The organism is Kribbella sp. NPDC020701 (genome assembly GCF_055562215.1).
Genome location: NZ_JBVHFT010000036.1, coordinates 13,448 through 35,191, shown reverse-complemented (window position 1 = coordinate 35,191; position 21,744 = coordinate 13,448). Strand labels below are relative to the sequence as shown.

General features: G+C 67.4%; 18 protein-coding genes and 1 pseudogene. 9 read left to right on the top strand and 10 right to left on the bottom strand.

What is annotated here, in order from left to right:
• Positions 1–88: 88 nt before the first annotated feature.
• Both ACZ3HV_RS43430 and ACZ3HV_RS43425 read right to left on the bottom strand, forming a co-directional pair.
• Positions 89–796 carry an IS3 family transposase gene (locus tag ACZ3HV_RS43430; RefSeq protein ID WP_465693684.1) on the bottom strand — a complete coding sequence of 236 codons (708 nt, stop codon included), beginning with the start codon at positions 794–796 and terminating at the stop codon, positions 89–91.
• Between the two features lie 2 nt (positions 797–798).
• A complete protein-coding gene (locus ACZ3HV_RS43425; RefSeq protein WP_465693683.1) occupies positions 799–1,092 on the bottom strand; it encodes a transposase in 294 nt (97 codons plus the stop codon).
• An 84-nt stretch (positions 1,093–1,176) separates the two neighbouring features.
• Between ACZ3HV_RS43425 and ACZ3HV_RS43420 the strand changes: the two genes are divergently transcribed.
• The 4 genes and pseudogenes from ACZ3HV_RS43420 (at position 1,177) to ACZ3HV_RS43405 (ending at position 4,819) form a co-directional block, all read left to right on the top strand.
• Positions 1,177–3,027 (top strand): RHS repeat-associated core domain-containing protein, encoded by a 1,851-nt coding sequence (locus ACZ3HV_RS43420; RefSeq protein WP_465693682.1) that lies wholly within the window; start codon positions 1,177–1,179, stop codon positions 3,025–3,027.
• Positions 3,028–3,172: 145 nt separating this feature from the next.
• Positions 3,173–3,520 carry a hypothetical protein gene (locus ACZ3HV_RS43415; protein ID WP_465693680.1) on the top strand — a complete coding sequence of 116 codons (348 nt, stop codon included), beginning with the start codon at positions 3,173–3,175 and terminating at the stop codon, positions 3,518–3,520.
• A gap of 296 nt (positions 3,521–3,816) precedes the next feature.
• A pseudogene (locus ACZ3HV_RS43410) lies at positions 3,817–3,954 on the top strand (zinc finger domain-containing protein); the annotation flags it as partial.
• Between the two features lie 115 nt (positions 3,955–4,069).
• Positions 4,070–4,819: a recombinase family protein gene (locus ACZ3HV_RS43405; protein ID WP_465693678.1), complete on the top strand. Its 750-nt coding sequence runs from the start codon at positions 4,070–4,072 to the stop codon at positions 4,817–4,819.
• 237 nt (positions 4,820–5,056) lie between these two features.
• Here the strand turns inward: ACZ3HV_RS43405 and ACZ3HV_RS43400 are convergent, their stop codons facing one another.
• From ACZ3HV_RS43400 to ACZ3HV_RS43375, 6 genes are all read right to left on the bottom strand, one after another.
• Positions 5,057–6,526: a glycoside hydrolase family 3 protein gene (locus ACZ3HV_RS43400; protein ID WP_465693677.1), complete on the bottom strand. Its 1,470-nt coding sequence runs from the start codon at positions 6,524–6,526 to the stop codon at positions 5,057–5,059.
• Positions 6,527–6,546: 20 nt separating this feature from the next.
• The gene (locus ACZ3HV_RS43395; protein WP_465693675.1) at positions 6,547–7,368 is read right to left on the bottom strand and encodes a carbohydrate ABC transporter permease; all 822 of its coding nucleotides are present in this window, start codon (positions 7,366–7,368) and stop codon (positions 6,547–6,549) included.
• A complete protein-coding gene (locus ACZ3HV_RS43390) occupies positions 7,365–8,339 on the bottom strand; it encodes a carbohydrate ABC transporter permease (protein ID WP_465693673.1) in 975 nt (324 codons plus the stop codon). Before ACZ3HV_RS43390 ends, ACZ3HV_RS43395 begins: the two co-directional genes overlap by 4 nt.
• A 12-nt stretch (positions 8,340–8,351) precedes the next feature.
• Positions 8,352–9,650, bottom strand: coding sequence for an extracellular solute-binding protein (locus tag ACZ3HV_RS43385; protein WP_465693672.1), 1,299 nt, complete (start codon positions 9,648–9,650; stop codon positions 8,352–8,354).
• A complete protein-coding gene (locus tag ACZ3HV_RS43380) occupies positions 9,647–10,873 on the bottom strand; it encodes an ROK family transcriptional regulator (RefSeq protein ID WP_465693671.1) in 1,227 nt (408 codons plus the stop codon). The genes ACZ3HV_RS43385 and ACZ3HV_RS43380 overlap by 4 nt, the downstream gene beginning before the upstream one ends.
• Before the next feature lie 153 nt (positions 10,874–11,026).
• The gene (locus ACZ3HV_RS43375; RefSeq protein ID WP_465693669.1) at positions 11,027–11,707 is read right to left on the bottom strand and encodes a hypothetical protein; all 681 of its coding nucleotides are present in this window, start codon (positions 11,705–11,707) and stop codon (positions 11,027–11,029) included.
• 109 nt (positions 11,708–11,816) lie between these two features.
• Here ACZ3HV_RS43375 and ACZ3HV_RS43370 point away from each other — a divergent pair, with 109 nt between their 5' ends.
• From ACZ3HV_RS43370 to ACZ3HV_RS43355, 4 genes are all read left to right on the top strand, one after another.
• Complete coding sequence (locus ACZ3HV_RS43370) at positions 11,817–13,061, top strand: PucR family transcriptional regulator (protein ID WP_465693668.1); 1,245 nt, start codon at positions 11,817–11,819, stop codon at positions 13,059–13,061.
• A 123-nt stretch (positions 13,062–13,184) separates the two neighbouring features.
• On the top strand, positions 13,185–15,527 hold the full coding sequence (locus ACZ3HV_RS43365) for a molybdopterin cofactor-binding domain-containing protein (RefSeq protein ID WP_465693667.1): 2,343 nt from the start codon (positions 13,185–13,187) through the stop codon (positions 15,525–15,527).
• Between the two features lie 7 nt (positions 15,528–15,534).
• Positions 15,535–16,011 carry a (2Fe-2S)-binding protein gene (locus tag ACZ3HV_RS43360; protein WP_465693665.1) on the top strand — a complete coding sequence of 159 codons (477 nt, stop codon included), beginning with the start codon at positions 15,535–15,537 and terminating at the stop codon, positions 16,009–16,011.
• A 6-nt stretch (positions 16,012–16,017) separates the two neighbouring features.
• Positions 16,018–17,142 carry an XdhC family protein gene (locus ACZ3HV_RS43355; RefSeq protein ID WP_465693664.1) on the top strand — a complete coding sequence of 375 codons (1,125 nt, stop codon included), beginning with the start codon at positions 16,018–16,020 and terminating at the stop codon, positions 17,140–17,142.
• On the opposite strand, the gene ACZ3HV_RS43350 is transcribed toward ACZ3HV_RS43355, so the two are convergent.
• Both ACZ3HV_RS43350 and ACZ3HV_RS43345 read right to left on the bottom strand, forming a co-directional pair.
• Positions 17,139–17,978, bottom strand: coding sequence for an alpha/beta fold hydrolase (locus ACZ3HV_RS43350; protein WP_465693663.1), 840 nt, complete (start codon positions 17,976–17,978; stop codon positions 17,139–17,141). The two genes, ACZ3HV_RS43355 and ACZ3HV_RS43350, sit on opposite strands and share 4 nt — an antisense overlap.
• Positions 17,979–17,990: 12 nt before the next feature.
• A complete protein-coding gene (locus ACZ3HV_RS43345) occupies positions 17,991–19,403 on the bottom strand; it encodes an FAD-dependent oxidoreductase (RefSeq protein WP_465693661.1) in 1,413 nt (470 codons plus the stop codon).
• Positions 19,404–19,564: 161 nt separating this feature from the next.
• Between ACZ3HV_RS43345 and ACZ3HV_RS43340 the strand changes: the two genes are divergently transcribed.
• Positions 19,565–21,688, top strand: coding sequence for an ATP-binding protein (locus tag ACZ3HV_RS43340; RefSeq protein ID WP_465693660.1), 2,124 nt, complete (start codon positions 19,565–19,567; stop codon positions 21,686–21,688).
• Positions 21,689–21,744 lie beyond the last annotated feature (56 nt).

Genomic DNA, 21,744 nt, shown 5'->3' with positions numbered 1-21,744 from the left:
CCCGACGGCGAGGCGTAGCGCCTCATCGGCCGCTCCCAGGGCACCGACAGATCCGAGGCAAGACACACTTCGTCGATCGGAGTGCGGGTCAGGAAACCCTGGGAGCGCCCGATACCAGCCATCCTGACGTGTCTATCGCTGTGTGGGTCAGGAGCCCTGAGAAGCCGGCAGAAACAGTCTCACTATCAGTGTGCAGGATCACCCCGGCGATCGCGTCCTTGCCACCGCGGACCGCGACCGCCATCACCAGGGCGTTGTAGGCGAGTTCGGCGTTGTGGTGTTCTCCGAGGCTGAACCCGACGATGCGCCGCGACGCCATGTCCAGCACGCTGTCGAGGTAGAGCTTGCCCTCGTCGGTCTTGATCTCGGTGCCGTCGCCGTACCACTTCCGATTCACTGTGCTGGCAGGGAAATCACGACCGATCAGGTCCGGTGCCCGCCACTTCCCCCGGCTGCGGCTGGACTGCCGGGTGGTCTGTTTGCGGCGCCGTTTCCGCCGGGCCTGCAGACCGAGCTCCCGCATCATGGCAGCGACGGTGTTCTCACTGACCCGCCAGCCCTCGTCGCGCAGGTCCGCGGTGATCCGCGGCGACCCATAGGTCCTGTGATGCTTGGCGAACCACCGCCGGATCGCGATCTTCAGCTGTTCGCGGCGCGCTCGCCGGGGCGAGGCGTCGCCGTACCTGACCACGTGGCGCCACTTGTAGAACCACGCCTGGCTGACCCCCAGCGCCCGGCAGGCGACCGCGTGCGGCACCCGGTAGGTGTCCCTCTGGGTGGCGATGAAGCCGGCCACGGCTACCGGCCCATCGCGTCCTTGACCCAGAGGGCCACCGAGCGCTTGAGCACATCACGCTCCATCGCCAGCTCCGCGTTCTCCCGCCGCAACCTGGCCAACTCGGCCCGCTCGTCCTCACTCAACCGGCCCCCACCGCCACGAGCCCGCCGGTCCTGTCCGACCCAGTTCGCCAGGGTGCCCGGATTCACGCCCAGCTCCCGGGCCACCTGCGCGATCGGCTTCCCGGTCTCCCGGACAATCCGAACCGCGCCGTCGCGGAACTCCCGATCAAACTTCCGTCGTGCCTCAGCCACCGCCCTCACCTTCTAAAGGGATGTCTCCACGCTACGAGGGGAAACCCACAAGGCCGGTGCCGCCGCGGCGGGTCCGCTGGACACGTGGAGCTACACCTACGACGGGCGTGGCCTGCGTTCCACGATCAGCAAACCGAACGGGAACCTGGCCACGTTCACCTACCACGAGGACGGCCTGCCCGGATCCAGACCGAGAAGCACGGCCAGCAGCTGATCTCGTCGCATTCGCTGCGCTACAACCCCGACGGTGACCGGTCGCAGGATGTCGCGAAGGTCCTGAAGGCGGGCTCGTCGGACTATCTGGACCAGGCGTCGAACTACACCTACACCCCCGCCCGACAATTGGAGGCGGTCGGCAAGACCGGTGGCGAGAAGGGCGACAACGAGTCCTACGAGTACGACGCGGCCGGCAACACCACGAAGCAGACCATCGGCGCCACCGTGTCGACGATGACCTACGACCGCAACCGGCTCATCACGACGGTCACCGGCGGCACGACGCTCAACCAGCGCTACGACCCCTTCGGCCGCTCCACCAGCACCGACACCGGCACCCAGGTGGTGGAGCAGAACGCCTACGACGGCTACGACCGCCTCGTCCGGCAGCAGAAGTTCGATGCGGCCGGCACCCCGACCTACACCCGCAACCAGACCTACGACCCGTTCGACCGAGTCACCAACCAGTCCGAAAAGGTCGGCGCTAACGCATCGATCACCACCAGATACACCTTCGTCGGTCTCGCGAACCAGGTAGCGATCGAGGAACAGAAGGACACCTTCGGGGTCTGGAAGACCTCCAAGTCCTACGCCTACGGCGCGAACGGCGAAAACCTCTCGCTGGTCGACACCCCCGTCAACACCGGTACGACCAAGAAGTCGTTCTACGGCACCAACCCCCACGGCGACGTCGAAACCCTCACCGACGCCACCACCGGCACCACGACATCGACCTACCGGTACACCGCCTACGGCCAGACCGACAAGACCGGCACCACCGGCGACGACGTCATCTGGGACGACGCGGCCAAGGACGCCGACATCGTCAACCCCTACCGGTTCAACAGCAAACGGTTCGATGGCGCCACCAACACCTACTACATGGGGTTCGGCGAATACAACCCCGGCCTCAACCGCTACCTGTCCCGCGACTACTACGACGGCGCCCTCAAGGACCTCGCCCTCGGCACCGACCCCTGGAACACCAACCGCTACGCCTTCGCCGGCGGCAACCCCATCACCGGCATCGAACTCGACGGGCATTGTGTACCCAACGAGGAAACCAATCGCTGCGAGTACGAGAAGCAGACCGTACCCTTGGTGAAGCCGACAATCGACCCGAACGAGACGGCCTACGCGCAGGATCCGGTCCGTCCGTACGGGGTTGAAAAGGTGCCGTGGTGGACGAGAATCACCGGATCGAAGGACTTCAATGAACTCGAAAAGGCGAAGCGGGTCTCGGAAGGCCTTCACTTGCGGGGTCTTGAAGATGCTGCGCGAATGCTCGACCACTGGATCAGTAACACGGGGGATCCATATGAAGTCAATGTGAGGCAGATGCTGGAGGACCTGCCAGATTTCAGGCGGCAGATCCAGTCGGATCTAAAACATCTCAGCGGGAAGGCGAGTTTCAGTACTGGGTGGAGAACGGCGGTGACTGGGAAGAGCGATGCGAACTGGCACTTGGCGGTCAATGGGTTTCAGTATCGAATAACTGGCCGGACCATGAGCCCTGGCGCAGAAGCACGCACGCAGTATTGGGTCCAAGTGTACAAGCGATATAACTGGGGGACCGATGAAGAAAGAAAAGACGACGTATCTTGGCCGAACCAGTCGATACCTGTGATTCACGTGCGTCAATCGGATTGGGCTCGATTGCATACGGTTGGATTAGCGAGAGATTATGATGTCTATGGTTCCGCCTTCTATGGCGACTAGATGGAGAGCTGCCCTAAGGGCGTCGTCAAAGTTCGCCCTGGTAGTGGTCCTGCTCCTGGTTGGCCTAGCCTCGGTGGGCTGTTCATTGCGTGAACGTCGGAATCCAGATCCTCGAGCTTATGACGGGTCCGCATCGGACGTCAGCTTGGATGAGGCGCTCGACGACAACGGGATAAAGGTTCCTGAAAATGCGACGGGAATTCGGTTTGCGGTTGAGACCGGACGTGACGAGATTCTCGATCTCACATTCGATCTGAACTGCGATGCCATACCTCGGTTCTTGGCGGATAGCTCCATGAAGTCTCAGCTCGAGAGCACCACGTTGCTCCCGTCGCTTGTCGAGATGGCAGGGCGGGACCATGACTGGAATATTGAGAGTTACAGTAATCCCCGTGGAATTGAGAACGATCGCATGGGAGAAGTTCTAAGAAGCGTTATTGTGGTGACTGCCGAGGCACGCTCCTGCAAAGTATTCCTCTCGGCTATCAGGTAGCCGGGAGGCGCGATGGGCGGCGCCCGCACTGGTGTGCGGTGCCAGTAGAGGACTCGGTGCACGGTAGGCGGGAGTCCTCGAATAGGCCCAGGACTCCCGAAGCTGTCCCCAGCCGCAAACTGGGTCTGGGGCCCCCGAATCTGGCCTCAAGTGACAAGCCGCGGGTAGGTCGTCCGGCGCGGGTGTGACAGTTTCATAGGTGGTCGCTCATGAAACACGTCGGCGGCCGCCGCCGGTGCACCCGCGTCCTGCGTTTCATGAGTTGTTGCATATGGCTAGTCGGGTGAAACGCACTCATGAAACGCTCTGGCCATGTGAGCAGCGATGACCAGGACTACCAGCGCGTGGAAGCGCAGGCGTGCCCGATGTCCACCTGTGCAGTACCGGCCGGTTCGCCCTGCCGCACGACGAAGGGGAAGGTCGCGGTCCAGTACCACACCGTCCGCTTCCGGCTCGTGCCGCGGCTCGCCAAGGCGCTGAACGTGCCGACACCGGCCGTACGCCGGCCGGGCTCTGTATGGACCGAGCTCACGCGGCCGGTCGAGCTCGGTGGCGAGCCGGTCGGGCATATTCGGATCGGGTACGCCGCTCAACATCACCATCGTCGACGACCGGTGGGCCCGCGCCTCGACCACGCGCCAATCCGTGGACTCCCAACTCGACGCCCTCTCCGGTGCCGGCGTCACCCGTGTCTTCTCCGAAAAGATCTCTACCCGGGCCACCCGCAGGCCGGAACTGGAGGCCGCGGTCAAACTGGCCCGCGAGATCCGCAGCTCCGCCGTACGGGTCACCCTCGTGGTTCACGAGCACAAGCGGCTCGGCCGCGGCATCGAGCTGGCGGCTCTGGCCGAGGAGCTGAAGGCCGGTGACATCGGCCTGGAGTTCCTCGCCGGTGAGCTCCAGGGCTCGCACAACCCGTCGGGAGTGGTATTCACCGTGCTGGCCGCCCTGTCCGGTATGGAACGTGAGTACATCAGAGACCGCACCCTGGAAGGCCACGAGTCGGCCCGCAAGCGCGGCACGACCATCGGCGGCACCGGCGTCACCGACCAGGACATGCTGTCCATGGCCCTGCACCTGCGTGAGCAGGGAGTGAGCCTGCGCGACGTCGCCAAGCGCCTCGTCATCACCACGGGCAAGAAGAAGGGGCAGCACCCCTCGCCCGCGACCGTGCTGCGGATGCTGCGCGAGCACGGCGAACAGGCAGCAGCGCCCGAGCCCACCGTCCCGGACGGGTCTACCAGCCGACTGTGCAGGCTCTGCAATGACCCGAGCGAGCAAGGCCGACGATGGTCGTGAGTGGCGTCAGTTGTTCGACGATTGGATCCGGGCAATGACGATCTTCGGTGAGCCTGGCCAGAGCCCGGAGAGGAGAAGGTCGCGATGATCTCGGCCATCAACCAGCCCGGCAAAATCAGCATCAAAGAGCCCCGGGCGGCTGCCCCGGACCGAGGGCGGTGATCACGCCCTGGTCCAGCTGTAGCCAGCCCTCGAGCGGGGCCGGCGTACACATGCGGGCGTTGACGACAGTGATCATCAACCGAGCAGGCGGCGGGTGGCAGCCTCGGCGCAGACCCGGGCGCTGCCGAAGGTCTGGATCCAGCCGGCGAAGCCGGAGTAGTCCGTGCCGGGAACGCCCATGTCGACAACGATCATGTCCGGGTGCTGGCTCTGCAACTCACCGATGAGCTTCTCCTGCCAGTCGAACCGGTGTGCGCCCCGAACCATCAGCACGACCTGACTGTCGGCGCCGTGCTCCGACCGGAACTCGCCGACACCGGCCCGAGCCATCCCGGGTCCGTTGTAGGTCTGCCCCGACAATCCGATGCTCTCGACAACCTTCCCGGCGTCGCGCAGCAGCGTCTCCACACCCCAGCCCGACGAACCCGCCGCGGGGGAGTGCGTCGGCTCCAGCCGGATGATGAGTACGGCGTCACTCCGCAGTACCGGATCCCCGTGGGGCACCACGACCTGGTCGGCAAGCTGCGAGCCCAGCGCGTTGTCCCGCAACGCGACCTCCGCCTTCGGCCGAGTCCCGAGCCGAGCGAGCCGATCGTTGGCGCTCTGCAACCGCTCCAACGGCAACCGCCCACTCTCGACCGCCTCGACCAGAGCCGCCGCCGCCACGTCCACGTCGTCGAGGAACGCCCATGACCCGAGACACAGCGCGTCGGCCCCGGCCTCGATCGCCCGTACGGCGGCCTCCGGCAACGGTGCCACGTCGGCGATCCCGTACATCTCCAGCGCATCGGTGATCACCACCCCGTCGTACCCGAGCTCTCCGCGCAGGATGTCGGTGAGCAGCACCTTGCTGATCGTCGCCGGTACGTCGTCCACCTGCGGCACCAGGTCGTGCGACACCATGATGCTGTCGACCCCGGCCGCGATCGCCGCACGGAACGGATCGAGGTAGCTGTCCAGCAGCTCCTCCCGCGACACGTCGACGAGCGGCGTCGCCAGGTGCGCGTCGGTCCCGCTCATGCCGTGGCCCGGATAGTGCTTGGCGCAGGCGCTGACCCCGGCCGCCTGCAGACCTTCCACCCAGGCCGCCGTGTGCCGGCTGACCAGGTCGCGGTCGGAACCGAAGCAGCGGATCCCGTTCGGGCTCAGCGGGTTGACGGCGGTGTCGACCGCCGGGGCCAGGTCCCAGTCGATCCCGGCCTCGACCAGCGACAGGCCGATCTGGAAGGCGGCCTGCCGGGTCAGCTCGAGGTCGTTCAACTCGCCGAGCGCCCGGTTGCCCGGCATCGAGAACCCGCCGAGGTCGGCCAGCCGGGTGACGTCGCCGCCTTCCTCGTCGATCGACAGCAGCACGTGGTCCCGCAGCCCGTGCAGCTCGGCGGCCAGCTCCCGGAACTGGTCGCCGTCGACGATGTCCCGGCCGAAGATCGTGAAGCCGCCGAGGCCGGCCTCGATCCGCGGCCGGGCCCAGTGCGGTACGTGCGGCCGGCCGAGCGCGGGGAACAACACGCCGTGGGCAAGCCGGTTGAGCTCTGAGGGGTTCACTACATCCTCCAGTAGGGGAATCAGCCTTTGACGGCGCCGCTGGTCATCCCGCCGACCAGCCGGCGCTGGATCAGCAGGAAGACGATCAGCACCGGGAGCGAGAAGATCGCGGACGCCGCGATGGTGGCGCCGTTGTCGATGCCGTCGGACGTCTGGAACGAGACCAGCCAGACCGGCAGCGTGTAGTTGCTTTGCGACTTCAGGAACACGTAGGCGAACAGGTAGTCGTCCCAGGCGCTGATGAAGGCGAAGATCGAGGTGGCCACCAGGCCCGGGGCCAGCAGTGGGAGCTGGATGTGCCAGAAGGCGCCGAACCGGCCGCAGCCGTCGACCATCGCGGCTTCCTCCAGTTCGAGCGGGATGCCGGCCACGAAGCCGCGCAGGGTCCAGATCGTGAAGGGCAGCACGAACGTCATGTAGGTGATGATCAGACCCGGCACGAAGTCGATCGCGCCGACCGAGCGCAGCATCAGGTAGAGCGGGATCACCATCGCCGACCCTGGCACCATCTGAACCAGCACCAGGCCGACCAGGAACGCCCGGCGGCCGAGGAACCGAAACCGGGCCAGCGCGATCGCGGCGCCGAGCGCAATGACGAGTGCGATCAGCACTGTCGACACCGAGACCAGCAACGAGTTACCGACGTAGCGCAGGAACGAGCCGTGCGTGAGAGCTGTGTGGAAGTTCTCCATGCTCAGTGGCCAGGGGATGAACTCCGGTGTGGCCGACAGGATCTTGCCGGGCTGCTTCAGCGCGGTCGCGAACATCCAGTAGACCGGGAAGATCACGATCAGCGAGACGACGACGGCGATCGCGTTCGGGAGTGCTCGTTTGCTTCTCATGCGGCCACCTCGCCCTGGGCGAACAACCGTCGTACGTAGAGCACGGCCAGGACGGCGAGCAGGAGGACAGTGACGATCGCGATGGCCGCGCCGCCGCCGTAGTCGTTGCGGGTGAAGGCCTCGAGGTACGAGTACACGCCGAGCGTCGTCGTACCGCCGTCCGGGCCGCCCTGGGTGAGCACCCAGAACGGCGTGAACGAGTTGACCGACCAGATCACCTCGAGCAGTACCAGTACGGCGAGCACCGGGCCGAGGATCGGCAGCGTGATATGGCGCGCCATCGACCACCGCCCCGCGCCGTCCAGGCCGGCCGCTTCGTACAGGTCGTCGGGGATCTGGCCCATCGCGGCGTACAGGGTCAGGGCCACGAACGGCAGCCCCTTCCAGACGATCAGGGCGATGATCAGGAACAGCGCCTGACCCGGCGACGAGAACCAGTCGTGCGCGGAGAAGTCACCGAAGACGCGGAGCTGCGTGATGACCCAGTTCAGTACGCCGTACTGCGGCTCGAACAGCCACCGCCAGATCATCGCCGCCGACACCATCGGCATCGCCCAGACCAGCACCAGGCAGACCGACAGCATCACCCGGGCCCACCCGGACACCTGCCGTAGCAGCGACGCGAGCAGGAACCCGATCACCATGAGCCCTCCGACGCAGGCCACGCTGACGATCAGGGTGCGGAGCAGAACGTGCCAGAAGTCAGCGTCACCGAGCACCCGGGAGAAGTTGCCCAGGCCAACGAACGGCGCCTCCCCGGTGAACAGCGACCGCGGCCCGAAGTCCTGCACCGACAGCCAGATCAGCCGGACCATCGGATAGCCGAGCACTATCACGAACGCGATCACCGCCGGCCCGACCAGCCCGTACGGCGTGAGCCGCGCGAGTCGGTTGGGCCGGACGGCCTGGCCGGCGCGCGGTGGCGTCGGCGTGGCGGTTCCCGTCTCCGGTGCCTGGATGAGCGAGGTCATCAGCCGCTACCGTCAGCGCTGGCCGGACTGGGCGTTGAAGGCCTCGGTGGCGTGTTTGTCGTAGTCCTCGGCGGCCTTGGCGATGTCGCTGCCCTTGGCGATCTTGGAGAAGAACTGCTCGTTGTAGCTCTCGGTCTCCAGGGTCGCCTCGCCCGGTGTCGATGGCAGGGCCTGGCTGACGGTCGCCGCCTGGGCGCCGAGCTTCAGCACGTCCGGCACGTCCTGGGTCGGCAGGAATCCGGTGACGACGGGGAGTTGGTGAATGGTCTGGGTCATCGTCTGCTGGAACGTCTTGCCGGTGACGATCTTCAGCCAGTCGACGGCCGTCTCCTTGTTCGGGCTGTTCGAGGCGATGCCGATCGTCGAGCCGGCCACGATCACCGGCAGCGGCGAGTCCGCCTGGTAGCCGGGCATGATGAAGTAGCCCGCGTCCGCGGCGGCCTTGGCGTTGATCTCCTTCACCGCGCCCGGTTCCCAGGCCTTGACGTAGATCATCGAAGCCTTCTGGTCGGCGAAGATCTGGTCCTGGTCGGGGCTGTCGGTGTTCGCGCCGATCGAGGACGGTGTCGAGCAGGCGTTCTGGAATCTCTTCCATTCCGCGAGGCCGGCCTGGTTCTCGGCGCTGCTCATCTCCGCGGCCCACTTGCCGTCGTTCTCGGTCGCGATCTTGCCGCCCTTGCCGAACAGGAACGGCATCCCGGCGAACCAGTACTGGCCGGGCATGTAGAACGCCGAGAAGTTCGGGGTCGCGGTGTGCGCCTTGGCGAGCTTCCCGCAGTCGGCGACGAGCTCGTCCAGAGTCGCGGGCGGCTTGGCGATGCCCGCGGCGGCGAACATCTTCTTGCTGTACATGACGACTTTCGTCCCGCCGTACAAGGGCGCCGCGTAGAGCTTGCCCTGGTACGTCGAGGGCCCGGCCAGGCCGGCCAGCCACTGGTCGGACGACTCGAAGCCGGACTTGTCCGCGGTGAGCTCGGCCAGCGCGCCGGAGGCGGTCAGCATCGGGGTCTGCGTGTTGCCCATCTCGACGATGTCGGGTGGGTTGTCGGAGGCCAGTGCGGTGGTCAGTTTGGTGACGATGTTGTCCCACTGCTGCACCTCGACCTTGACCTGTACGTCGGGATGCTTCTGGTGGAACTGGTCGGTGACGTTCTGGATGATCTTGTTGTCACCCGGGCCACCGGTCATCATCCAGACCGTCAGCTCGTTCGTCGGCGCCGACTTGCTCGGACCCGCTCCGCCGCAGGCGGCCAGGGTGGTGAGGGCGGCCGAGATCGATGCGATGACAGCCAACGTCTTGCAACGCGTCATGCTGGTTCCTCTTTCGCTGGTTGATCGACAGCGCAGCCGTCCAGCGAGGCCACGACGTCAGGGGCGGAGGTCGTGATCGAGGCGACCTGATGGCCGGCCACCCCGATCGCGGTGTAGTAGCCGCTCAGGGCCGCGGCCATCGCACCGAGCAGGCCGCCGGAGTCCCCGAGCACGGATCGGCGCAGGTCGCCGTGAACGCCGACGGTCTCGTACGTCTCGGTGCTCACGGTCTGCAGGGCGGAGTCGCTGAACGCTCCGGAGAAGCCGCCGGTAAAGACCACGGTGCTCGGTTCGTACGCCAGGGCAACGATCGACACGAGGTGCAGCAGCGCCTCGTGGATTTCGTCGACCAGGCCGCCGAAGCGGTCCGGGTCGGCGAAGACGTCGTCGGCCTTGGCGAGTCGATGACCGGCCGCCTGGGCGAGAGCGAGCAGGCCCGCACCGGACAGCAGGTCCCGCAGACGTTCCTTGCGGCCGGGCAACCGCAGCCGGCCGAACTCGCCGAGCAGACCCTCGGGTCCGGCGAGCACCTGCCGATTGAAGGCGACCGCCGAGCCGAGACCGGTGCCCAGGCTGAGCAGGACGACGGTCTCGTCCCGGGGCAGGTCGCCGTAGTGCAGCTCACCGAGCAGAGCCAGGTTGGAGTCGTTGTCGATGATCGTCGGAACGCCGAGCTCGGCGCCGACGGTCCGGACGAAGGTGGTTCCGAGGATCTGTGGCAGGTTGAACGCGCCAACCACCCGATCCTTGGTCGAGGCAACCACACCGGGCAGGCCGATCGCCACGGACGTCAGCGGTACGCCGTCGCCGTACCGCTCGACCAGACCGAGCACGCGGGTCGCGATCCAGGACGCCAGTTCGGCGGCCGCCAGCTCTCGCGGTGTCTCGTCCCGGCAACGGATGATCGCCGAGCCGATCCCGTCGGCGATCACCATCCGGCAGTACGTACCGCCGAGGTCGATCCCGCAGACCAGCCCGGATCGCGGGTTGAACCCGAGCGCGGCGGCCTGCCGGCCCGGGCCGTCCCGGACGATCTTGTGCTGCTCCAGGGCCAGCCCGTCGGCGAGCAGTTCGTCCACGATCCGGGCCACGGTGGCCCAGCTCAGTCCGGTCTGCTCGACCAGTTGCCGTCGGTCGATCCCGGCCTCGGACAGCAGCGCGGCGATGATCGCGCCGCGGTTGGCCATCCGGGTCCCGGCGCTGCCTCGTACCAGCTTCGTCATTTATTCTCACGGTGAATAGAATTGATTGAAGTGAGACAGTAGTCCCGGCATCCGGGCGGTGTCCAGCGATTCGCGGAACCGCCGCGCAGGCGATGCCGGCATCCTGATCGCGACGATCACCGTCGCCCGCCGGCGGTACTGGAGAGTCCTCAGCTACGTCCGCAAGGGAGAGCCGCCGGCGCCTTCACGGGTTGGCGGACGAGTGACGAGGATGACCACGCTGACGAGGAGAACCCAGGCGGGAAAGGCCAGTTGGATCCATTTGTGTTCACCGCCGGCCACCAGCAGCGTCACCGCGACGAGATAGCCGAGGATCGCCACCCACCGGGGGAGGGCTGAAGTGCGCAGACCGGCGGTACTCACCGAGAGGGTGAACACCGCGGCCATGCGCATCGCGTAGACAGAAACGAGCGCCTGAGTGCTGGTGCGGCCGAACGCCCAGAGGTCGGCGTCGACGTCTGGTCCCGCGAGCATCGCCGTCATGCTGGACGCATTGACGGCGCCAACGAAGAGCATGGCCAGGAAGAGCAGTCCACTGCCCAGGAAGACGGTGGAGAACAGCCGGTCCTCGACGTCGCCGAGCTGATCACGCAAGACGCCGATGAACCACAGAAAGGCGATTCCGGCGAACGGCACGAGGTGGAGACTGATCCGGATCAGCCTGCGTCGCGACGCGTCGGATTCGAGCGACTCCAGGCTGTCCGCGGACAGTGCGAGGCGCAGCATCGTCAACGCCGTCAGGAGCAGGATCGCAAACACGATGCCGGCGACGGCTGCTGACCGTCGACTCCGCCAGAATCGTGCCTCCAGCCTCGGTGCCCCGGCGTTCACCATGTGCCCCACCCCGATTGTCAAGCTACGCCGAAGCGGCCCTCAGAGGCAACGGAGCGCTCAGGCGCGGGATCTGTGCGGTTCGGCGACGGTGTGCGATGCTGTGCCGACTATGAGTGAGGTGGCACGTCAGGACGTCGCGCTGCCGGTGGCGCCGCGGACCGCGGAGTCACTGGCCGGGAGCCTGCTGCTCCACCTGCCTGAGGTGACCGACGCGCTGGTGGAAACCATCTACGCGCAGAACCCTGCCTATCGCGAGGTGGACTCGGTTCCGCCGGATGACCTGTGGCGGTCATGTCATGACAACGTCGCCCGGGTGGTGCAGATGGTCGCCGCCACGGACCGCCGGCTGGGTGGGTCCGCAACCGAGGACTACTTCGACGCGGCGCGGGCAACGGGACGGCGCCGGGCCGAGCAGCGGATGCCGCTGGATGATGTGCTCCGCTCGTTCCGCCTCGGTGGCCGGCTGGTGTGGGAGGCGCTGATCGACGAGGCCCGTGCGCAGGGCGTCGACGACTCCGATGCCCTGCTGGATGTCGCGAGCAAGGTCTGGGAGGTCGTCGACAACACGTCCTCGCAGGTCGCGGCTGCCTATCACGCCGCGGAGCGCCAACTCGTCCGCGCCGACGAGCGCCGCAGATCGATGCTCTGGGAAGGGTTGCTGCACGGCCGCGCGAAGGACCGGGCGTTCGTCCAGGAGGCGGCGACCGTCCTCGACGTCCCGGTGATCGGCCCGTACGCCGTGGTGGCGATCGACAACCTGGTCGACGACGAGTGCACGGTCGCGTCGCTGCGGCGGCGGTTGGCCGGCGTCCGGGTCGCTTCGGCGTGGCAAGTGCGGACTCACACGGTTGTCGGGTTGCTTGCCCTGGGCAAGCAATCTCAGGACGCCGTGCTCCGATCACTGCGCGACGCCGTCCGCGCGCCCGCGGGCATGTCAGGCGTGGTCTCCGGGCTTGCCGATGTGGACGTCGCATACCGTCAGGCGACGCTGGCCCGGCGAACCCTGCCGACTGGTCAGACCGGGGTGGCGTCGCTGACCGAACGGCTTCCAGAAGCCTTGTTGCTCAGCGCTCCGGAATTGGCCGAACAACTCGTCCAGACGTGGCTGGTGCCGCTCATGGAAGTCCCGGCAGCCGAACGTGAACTATTGCTCGACACCCTCGAGAGATGGGTGGCCGCGGGCGGTTCCGTCCGGCGCACGGCCGAGTTGGCGTACTGCCACCGGAATACCGTGATCAATCGGCTGCACCGGATCCATCAGATCACCGGCCGCGACCTCACCGACGCCGCGTCCCACCTGGATCTCGGCCTCGCGATCCGGGCCATCAGGCTGTTCCCGCCGCGGCCGCACTGAGCTCTGCGGCTGTGCGTTGTGCACAGCCGGGCTTGGCCAAACGTAGGCGTTCTGGCCATGCCGCCACACCTTTCACACTGTCAGACTGCGTTCCCAGCATTGGTCGAACACGGAGGAATCTTGATGGCCGAACACCGTCGGTCGCCGGACGAGTCAACACAGCAGCCGACCGGCGAGCGCGGCCTGCTGGGACGCCGTCGCGTCCTCGGGTATCTGCTCGCCGCACCGACCCTGGCGGTCGGGGTGAGCTGGATCGCCGACTCGGCGGAAACCCGGCCGGCGGATGCCGCCGTACCGTCGCTGCCGCAACCTGAGGACATCTTCGACCTCGGTGATCTGCAGAACCTCGCTGCCTTACCCACCTCCGGCCTGATCTCGGTCGAGCTGAAGACCGACGGCACCGCGTTCTTCGCCGTACCCAGGGCAGAGGTCGGCCAGGGTGTGACCACGTCGATCGCGATGATGGTCGCCGAGGAGCTGGACCTGCCGATGGACAAGATCACCATCGGACTCGCCGACGCGCGGCCGGAGTTGCTGATGAATCAGCTGACCGGCGGCTCGAACTCGATGCGCAGCATGTACATCCCGGTACGTACGGCCGCCGCGATCACCCGGCAACGTCTGGTGGACACGGCTGCCGCGCAGTGGGATGTGCCGGCCGGCAGGCTGACGACGCGCAATGGCGTGATCAGTGGACCGAGCGGACGGACAGCGACGTACGGATCGTTGGCCCGGGCGGCCGCGAGTTCCCAGACGATCACGGTGTCCGCCGAGCTCAAACCCCGGTCCGAGTTCATGGTTCTCGGGCGTCCGCACAACCGCGTCGACGCTCACGACATCGTCACCGGCCGCAAGCAGTTCGGGATGGACCTGGAAGTCCCGAACGCCAAGCCGACCATGGTGGCCCGGCCGCCGACGATCAACGGCACCGTGAAGTCGGTCAACAATCTCGCCGCCGTACGCGCGATGCCCGGTATCACAGACGTCGTGGCGATCACCCATGGCGTGGCGATCCGCGGCGAGACGTTCGGCCAGTGCATCGACGCCATCCAGGTGGTCGACGCGACCTGGGGTCCGGGGACGGTGGACAACGAGTCCGATGCCACCGTGCTGGCGAAGCTCCGAGCGGCTCAGCTGCCGATGGCCGTGCCGCCGCTGCTGTCGAACACGATCGACGCCGAGTTCGTCTTCGCGTTCGCCAGCAACAGCCCCTTGGAACCGGACTGCGCGATTGCCGACGTCGGCCCGGACAGCGCGGAGATCTGGGCGTGCCTCAAGGTGCCGATTGTCGCCCAGGAGGACATCGCCGAGCGGCTCGGTCTGCCGATCGACGCGGTAAAGGTGCACGTCATCCAGGGCGGCGGCTCGTTCGGCCGGCACCTGTTCCACGACGTGGCAGCCGAAGCGGCGGAGACCTCCCAGAAGATGGGGAAGCCGGTCAAGCTGTCGTGGTCGCGGACAGACAACTTCCGCCAGGGACGCGTGCACCCGATGTGTACGTCGCGTGTCCGAGTGAACTACCTGGCCGGCAACGTCCTCAGCTACGAGCAGCGGCACACCAGTGTGCAGACCGAATTCGGTCACGGGCTCGGCGAGATGATCACCTCGACCGCCGCCCACCTGCCGGTCGGGGGCAACCTCTCGTTCGCCGAGACGATTTTCGCCCTCAGCCAGTCGTCGCCGTACAACTTCGGTGTCACCACGCAGCTGCTGAACGAGATCCCGCTGAAGTTCAACACCGGCAGCATGCGCAACATCTACTCGCCGAACGTGGTGTGTGCCGAGGAGCTCGTGGTCGACCGGCTCGCCGCGAAGATGGGCCAGGACCCGGTGCGGTTCCGCCGCAACTTCCTCAAGGACCAGCGATTGCTGGCGGTGCTGAACAAGGCGGCCGAGGCCGGCCAGTGGGGTAAGGCAATGCCGAAAGGCATGGCGCAGGGTGTTGCGGTGCACTCGGAGTACCGGGGTGCCGTCGCGACGCTGGTCGAGATCGACTGCCGGCCGGAGACGGTGAACAGGCCCATTCCGGACGGTGTGAGCGGTCCGCGGGTGACCAATGCGCTGATCGTGGTGGATCCCGGATTCTGCATCAACCCCCGCGGTCTGGAAGCGCAGATGATCGGCGGTCTGCAGGACGCCGTCGCGCTCGCGCTGACGTCGAGCCTGCACATCAAGAACGGGATGCCACTCGAAGGCAGTTGGGACAACTACTTCTACACCCGGCAGTGGAACACGCCGCGGGATGTCCAGGTCATCATCATGCCCAACACCAGTGACAATCCGAGCGGCGCCGGCGAGCTGGCGGTGGCGCCGGCGTTCGCCGCGATCGCGTGTGCCTATGCCCGCGCCACCGGGACGATGCCGACGTACTTCCCGATCAACCACGGCACGCTCGGGTTCGAACCGCTGCCGCTGGAGCCGTCCACCCCACAGTCACCGACCGACGGTCTCGACCACACGTTCTGAGGAATCCATGGCAACGCACACATTCAAACTCAACGGCAAGCAGATCAAGGTCGAGGCCGAGGGCAACGTCCGCCTGCTGTGGGTTCTCCGTGACCTGCTCGGCGTCACAGGACCGAAGTACGGGTGCGCACTGGAGGTCTGCAAGTCGTGCACCTCGCACATCAACGGCAAGGCCTTCAATCCCTGCTCGGTGCAGGTCAAGGACATCGAGCCGGCCGATGAGATCACGACCATCGAAGGCCTGCCGGCGACCGTCGGCAAAGACCTGCACCCGATGCAGCAGGCCTGGCTCGACCACGACGTCTCTCAGTGCGGCTACTGCCAGCCCGGCCAGATCATGGCGGCCGTGGCCAAGGTCAGGCAGGCCCACGCGGCGGGTCACGAGATCACGGACGCGGACCTCGACGAGCTGCGCAACATCTGCCGGTGTGGCACCTACTCCCGGATCCGCGAGGCCATCAAGGCCGGCGCCCAGGACATGTGAGGCGACGTGCGTGATCTGCTCCCGCACATCCGGCAGTGGTACGGCGATGGCGGGCGGTTCGCCGTTGCCACGGTGATCGACACGTTCCGCTCGGCGCCTCGCCAGCCGGGCGCGGCCATGGCCGTGTCCGGCGACGGCGTGGTGGTCGGCAGCGTGTCTGGCGGCTGTGTCGAGGGCGACGTGTACGAAGTGGCTCGGGAGGTCATCAAGACCGGCCTGCCGGCCGTGCGACGGTACGGCGTCTCCGATGACGACGTCTTCGCCGTGGGGCTGACCTGTGGGGGAGTGATCGAGCTCCTGGTGCAGCAGGTCGACCTGGCCTCGTTCGCCGACTTCGATGCAGTTGCCGATGCGGTCGGCGCAGGCCGGCGGGTCGCTGTTGCGACTGTGGTCACGACCGGAGAGCGCCTGGGGCAGCGGTTGGTCGTCTGGCCCGACGGAGTCACTGGCACTCTCGGTGACGCAGGCTTGGACACTGCCGTAGTCGAGGACGCAGTGGCCATGCTCGACCAGGGGGCCACCGCGATCCGGTACTACGGCGCGCAGGGGGAGTGTCAGCGGGCCGAGGTCGCGGTGTTCGTCCAGGCGTTCACGCCTCCGCCGCGGATGGTTGTGTTCGGCGCGATCGACTTCGCGGCTGCCATGGCTCGGGCGGGCAAGTTTCTCGGCTATCACGTGACGGTGTGCGACGCGCGCGGAGTGTTCGCCACTCGGCAGCGGTTTCCCGAGGCGGACGAGGTGGTGGTGTCCTGGCCGCACCGTTTCCTGGCGGAGGCGGTTGACCAGGGCCTGGTGGATCGTCGCACCGTCCTGTGTGTGCTGACCCATGACCCGAAGTTCGACGTACCGCTGCTGGAAGTCGCGTTGCGCACGGATGCCGGCTACATCGGCGCGATGGGATCGCGCCGTACGCACGAGGATCGGTTGTCCCGGTTGCGCGCGGCAGGTGTGACCGAGGCCGAGCTCGACCGGCTGTCGTCACCGACCGGTCTGGACCTCGGCGCGCGGACTCCTGAGGAGACCGCGATCTCCATCGCCGCGGAGATCATCGCGACCCGATCCTCGGCCACCGGGCAACCCTTGTCGACAACCACGGGCCGTATCCACGGCGAGCCTGCGGGCGTGGCCTAGGCGTACGCCGAGGTGGGAGTGGGGACGCTGGTCAGGAAGTCGAGCAGCAGGGCGTTCACCTGATCGGGTACGTCAAGTTGTGGCCAGTGGCCGACGCCATCGATGCGCTCGTACCGCCACGGGGCGTCGACGAAGGCCGCAGTACCGGTCAGTGCCTGTTCGGTGATGGCGAGGTCTTCGGTGCTCCAGATCCCCATGGTCGGTGCCTGAATCGGCGGGAGCTCCGTCGGCGGCCGGATCAGCGATTCCGGCGGCAGGATCGCCCGGTAGACGGCAAGGCTCGCGGTGAGGGCCGCGGGGTCGCGGAGGTGTGCGATGATGGAGTCGATGTCCGGGTGCCGGCTCCAGTTGCGCAGGTTGGCGAAATCGTCGGCAGCGAGCCAGTGTTCAGCGACGCCGGGGAACTGGAACAGCAGCATGTACCACGATTTCTCGCGTTGTTCCCAGCCCGCCGCCGCGAACGCCGCCGGGTGGCCGACCGACAGGCAGGTCAGGCTGGTGACCCGTTCCGGTGCCAACGCAGCGAGAACCACGCCGATCGCACCGCCCCAGTCGTGACCCACGACATCGGCCTGCGGCGCCCCGAGGACGTCGAGGAGGCCGATTAGATCGCTGACCAGCTGGATGATTCCGTAGCTCTCGACGGTGCCGGGCTTGTCCGAGTGACCGAATCCGCGAAGGTCGGGCGCGATGGTTCGGTAGCCGGCCTCGCCGAGCGCGGTGATCTGGTGACGCCAGACCTCGTGGGTGTCGGGCCAGCCGTGGAGAAAGAGGACGGGCCGGCCATTGCCGTGGTCGGCGACCTCGAGGACGGTTCCGTTGATGTCGAGGCGCATGGCGAGGTCCTTTCAGGCGATGGCGGACAGCAGCTCGGCGCGGTTGGCGCCAGGGGATGGGTATTGGGGCGCGTTGGCGCCGAGGGTGAGGACCCTGCTGACCAGGCCGGGTGCTGCCAGGGCCTCGGGAGGAGTGCACAGCATGGACACGACGGACACGTAGGCGCGCAGGACGTCGGGATCGTGGTGGGCGGCGGCGTACAGCGCTTTGCTCATCCCCCAGCTTGCGTCCGACGTGCGGTAGGTCTCGCCGGAGACGTCGGCGGCGATCTCGTTCAGCCGGTGCCGGTCGAAGGCCAGCGTCATCCGGTACAGCGGGGTGACCGTGCTCTCGGTGATCTCGTCGAACCGCCGTACCAGCTTCTCCGGCTGGTCCGGGCCGACGTCGCGGAGCAGGTCGCGGAGTGCGCAGGCGTGCAGCATCCCGATCGACGCGCCGCGTCCGAGCGAGGGGTTGGTGCACGCCCATGCGTCGCCGACCGCGACGAGTCCGGTGACCACCGGCTCGCCGTCGACGACGTACCGGCGGTACCGGTCCTCGATACCGGCGATCACCTGTACGTCGGTGATCGGCTCGGCCTCGCCCCAGTGGGCGACCGTCGGGTAGAGCTTGAGCGCCGCCCGCCAGGCGGACGGTTCACGCAGCCCGCGCACCTCCTTGTCCCGCGCGGACGTGATGAACCCGACGCCCCAGGTGTCGTTGTCGCAGGGAAGGGTCAGAACCGACAGGCTGTCGAAGTGCTGGAGCAGTGTGCCCAGGGCCGCGGGGCGGGATCCGTCTCCCGAACGGAAATGGCGGGCGTAGTACACGAATCCCGAGTCCTCGCGCTCCTCGTGAGGGCGGCGGCCGCCGGCGGCCTCGATCATGGTGCCGACCTGCGACCGTCGCCCGGTCGCGTCGACGACGAGATCGGCACGGAGTACGGCGCCGCCGTCGATCACCACACCGGTCACGTGTGGCGCGGCTGCGACCACGCCGCGACCGGTGCGCAATCCGGTGACCGTGACGCCCCGGCGGATCGAGACACCGTGGGTTCGCTGTGCGACAGCAGCGGCCGCCGCCTCGAGGACCGGACGCCGGGCGGTCACCGTGTCGAAGCGCTCGTCGCCGTGGCGCCGGCCACCGGTGATCGCTGCAGGCAGCACATCGAACACGTTCAGGCGGGTGCCGCCGAAGGCGATCACCTGCTCGAGCACGTCCGGAAGTTCGTGCTGCATCAGGGTCCGCCAGCGGGGCAGCATGAAGTGCAACTGGCGGAACTGGTTGACTCCCGGCCGTTGCCAGTGGTGCCAGACGTTCTCGGCATCGTCTCCGGGCTCCGCGTCGTCGCGTTCCAGGATCGTCACGCTGTGCCCGTCGCGGGCCAGGAGCACCGCGGTGGCCAGGCCGTTCAGGCCGGCGCCCAGCACGAGGATTTCCGCCATGTCGCACCTCCGGAGCCGTATCAGTCCCGGCAGCGTGCGGCACGGACCTGTTCACCTTCCAGACCAATCACTGTCCAATCACTGTCCGAACGCCGTATGAGACGTCCATCCGTCTTGACCGCCAACCGGGCGCGGGGCAAGTTGGACTGAGGGGGTGGCGCATGACGAGCCGTGACAAGCCGGCATCGACGGCGCAACTCGGTGCGACCACGGTCGCGGATCGGCTGCGGCAGGCGCGGCGCCGGCGATTCGTGGGGCGGACCGATGAACTCGAGTTGTTCCGGACGGCGTTGGAGTCGGGCGAGCCCGGCTTCACTGTGCTCTTCGTGCACGGGCCGGGCGGGATCGGGAAGACCACCTTGCTCGGCGCTCTCGCCGAGGCCGCCGAAGAGGCGAATGCCACGGCGGTGCGGCTGGACGCGCGGACGATCGAGCCGTCGCCGCCCGCGTTCCACGCCGCCCTCGGCGCGGCTCTCGGCGTACCGGACCGGGCAGCACCACTGGAGAGCCTCGCCGCGTATCCTCGCCCGATTCTCTTCATCGACACCTACGAGCAGTTGATGCCGCTGGACAACTGGCTGCGTGAGGAGTTCCTGCCGGCGCTTCCCGCGAACGCGCTGGTCGTGGCGGCCGGGCGGACACCGCCGTCGCCGCAGTGGGCGAGCGATCCCGGCTGGGGCGAGCTGTTGCGAGTGGTTGCCCTGCGCAACCTCCACGCCGACGCGGGCGCCTACCTGCACGCCGCGGGGGTGCCCGAGGACCTGCATCGACGGGTGCTCGAGATGACGCACGGCCATCCGCTCGCACTGTCCCTGCTGGTCGATGTCGTCGAGCAGCACCGAGGCGCCCTCGCGCCGGGCCTGTCCCTGCAGGAAACGCCGGATGTGGTTCGGGTGCTGCTCGAACACTTCGTCGAGTGGGTCCCCAGCCCGCGGCACCGGGAGGCCTTGGAGGCCTGCGCGCACGCCCGCTTCACCACTGAGGACCTGCTGCGCACCGCACTCGGCGGCGACGACGCGCATGAGCTGTTCGGCTGGCTGCGTGGGCTGTCGTTCATCGAGGAGGACCAGTACGGCGTGTTCCCGCATGACGTGGCGCGCGATGTCCTCGACGCGGACCTGCGCTGGCGCGACCGCGCGTCGTACGCCGATCTGCACCGGCGGGTCCGTCGGCACCTGGTGGAGCAGGCACGCCGCACCACGGGACTGGAACAGCACCGGTGGACCGCCGACATCATCTTCCTGCACCGCAACAACCCGGCGATGCGGAGCTTCTGGGACTGGGAGTCGTTCGGCCAGGCGTTCCCGGACGAGCTCCGCGACGAGGACCGCGCTCCGATCCTGGCGATGACCACGCGGCACCAGGGGAATGAGCAGGCCGAGCTCGTGGCGCACTGGCTGGAGCGTCCTGCCGCGAAGTTCGTTGCCATGCGCGCCGGACCCGGCGAGCCGATCGGCTTCGCCGGGGAGATCAGCTTGGAGCAGGCCGGCGAGTCCGACCTCGCCGCCGATCCCGCTGCCGCGGCGATCTGGGAGTACGCCCAGCGACACGGCCCGCCGCGGCCGGGCGAGACCGTCTACGCGGCCAGGTTCTTCATGGATCGCGAGGCCTATCAGAAGCCGTCGCCGTCGAACAACGTGATCACCGCGCGGCACATCCAGCACGTGCTCACCTGTCCGGGACTGTCATGGGACTTCATCGCGTGCTTCGAGGACGCGGCCTACTGGGAGCCGTTCTTCGCCTACATCGACTACCACCGAGCCCACGAGGCGGAGTACGACGTGGGCGAGCATCACTACGCTGTGTTCGCCCACGACTTCCGGCGGTTGGGGCCTTTGGACTGGCTGGAGCTGATGTCCGATCGGGAGATCGGCGCCCCCGCCGGACCGCCGACCGGAGCCGACCCGGAGCTGGTGCTGTCCCAGCCCGAATTCGCCCAGGCCGTCCGTGCCGCGCTGCGCTCGCTGCACCGGCCCGACCGGCTCGCCGGCAATCCGCTCCTGCGGTCGAGGCTGATCCGCGACCACGGTGACCCAACGGCCGAAACGCTTCGTACTCTCGTCCTGGAGGCGGCCGAGTCCCTCCGGGCGGACCCCCGTGACGACAGACCCTTCCGGGCTGTCGACCGTACGTTCCTCCGACCCGCGGCCACCCAGGAACGGGCCGCGGAGGTGCTCGGCCTGCCCTTCACCACCTACCGCCGCCATCTCGCCCGGGGCGTCGACCGCATCGTCGACTGGCTGTGGACCCGCGAACTGCACGGGCCCGAGGGCGCGCCTCGCTGAGGTGAGGGCGGCTAGCAACTTGTGGGCTGAGGGCGGCTCATCCGCCGCGGGGGATG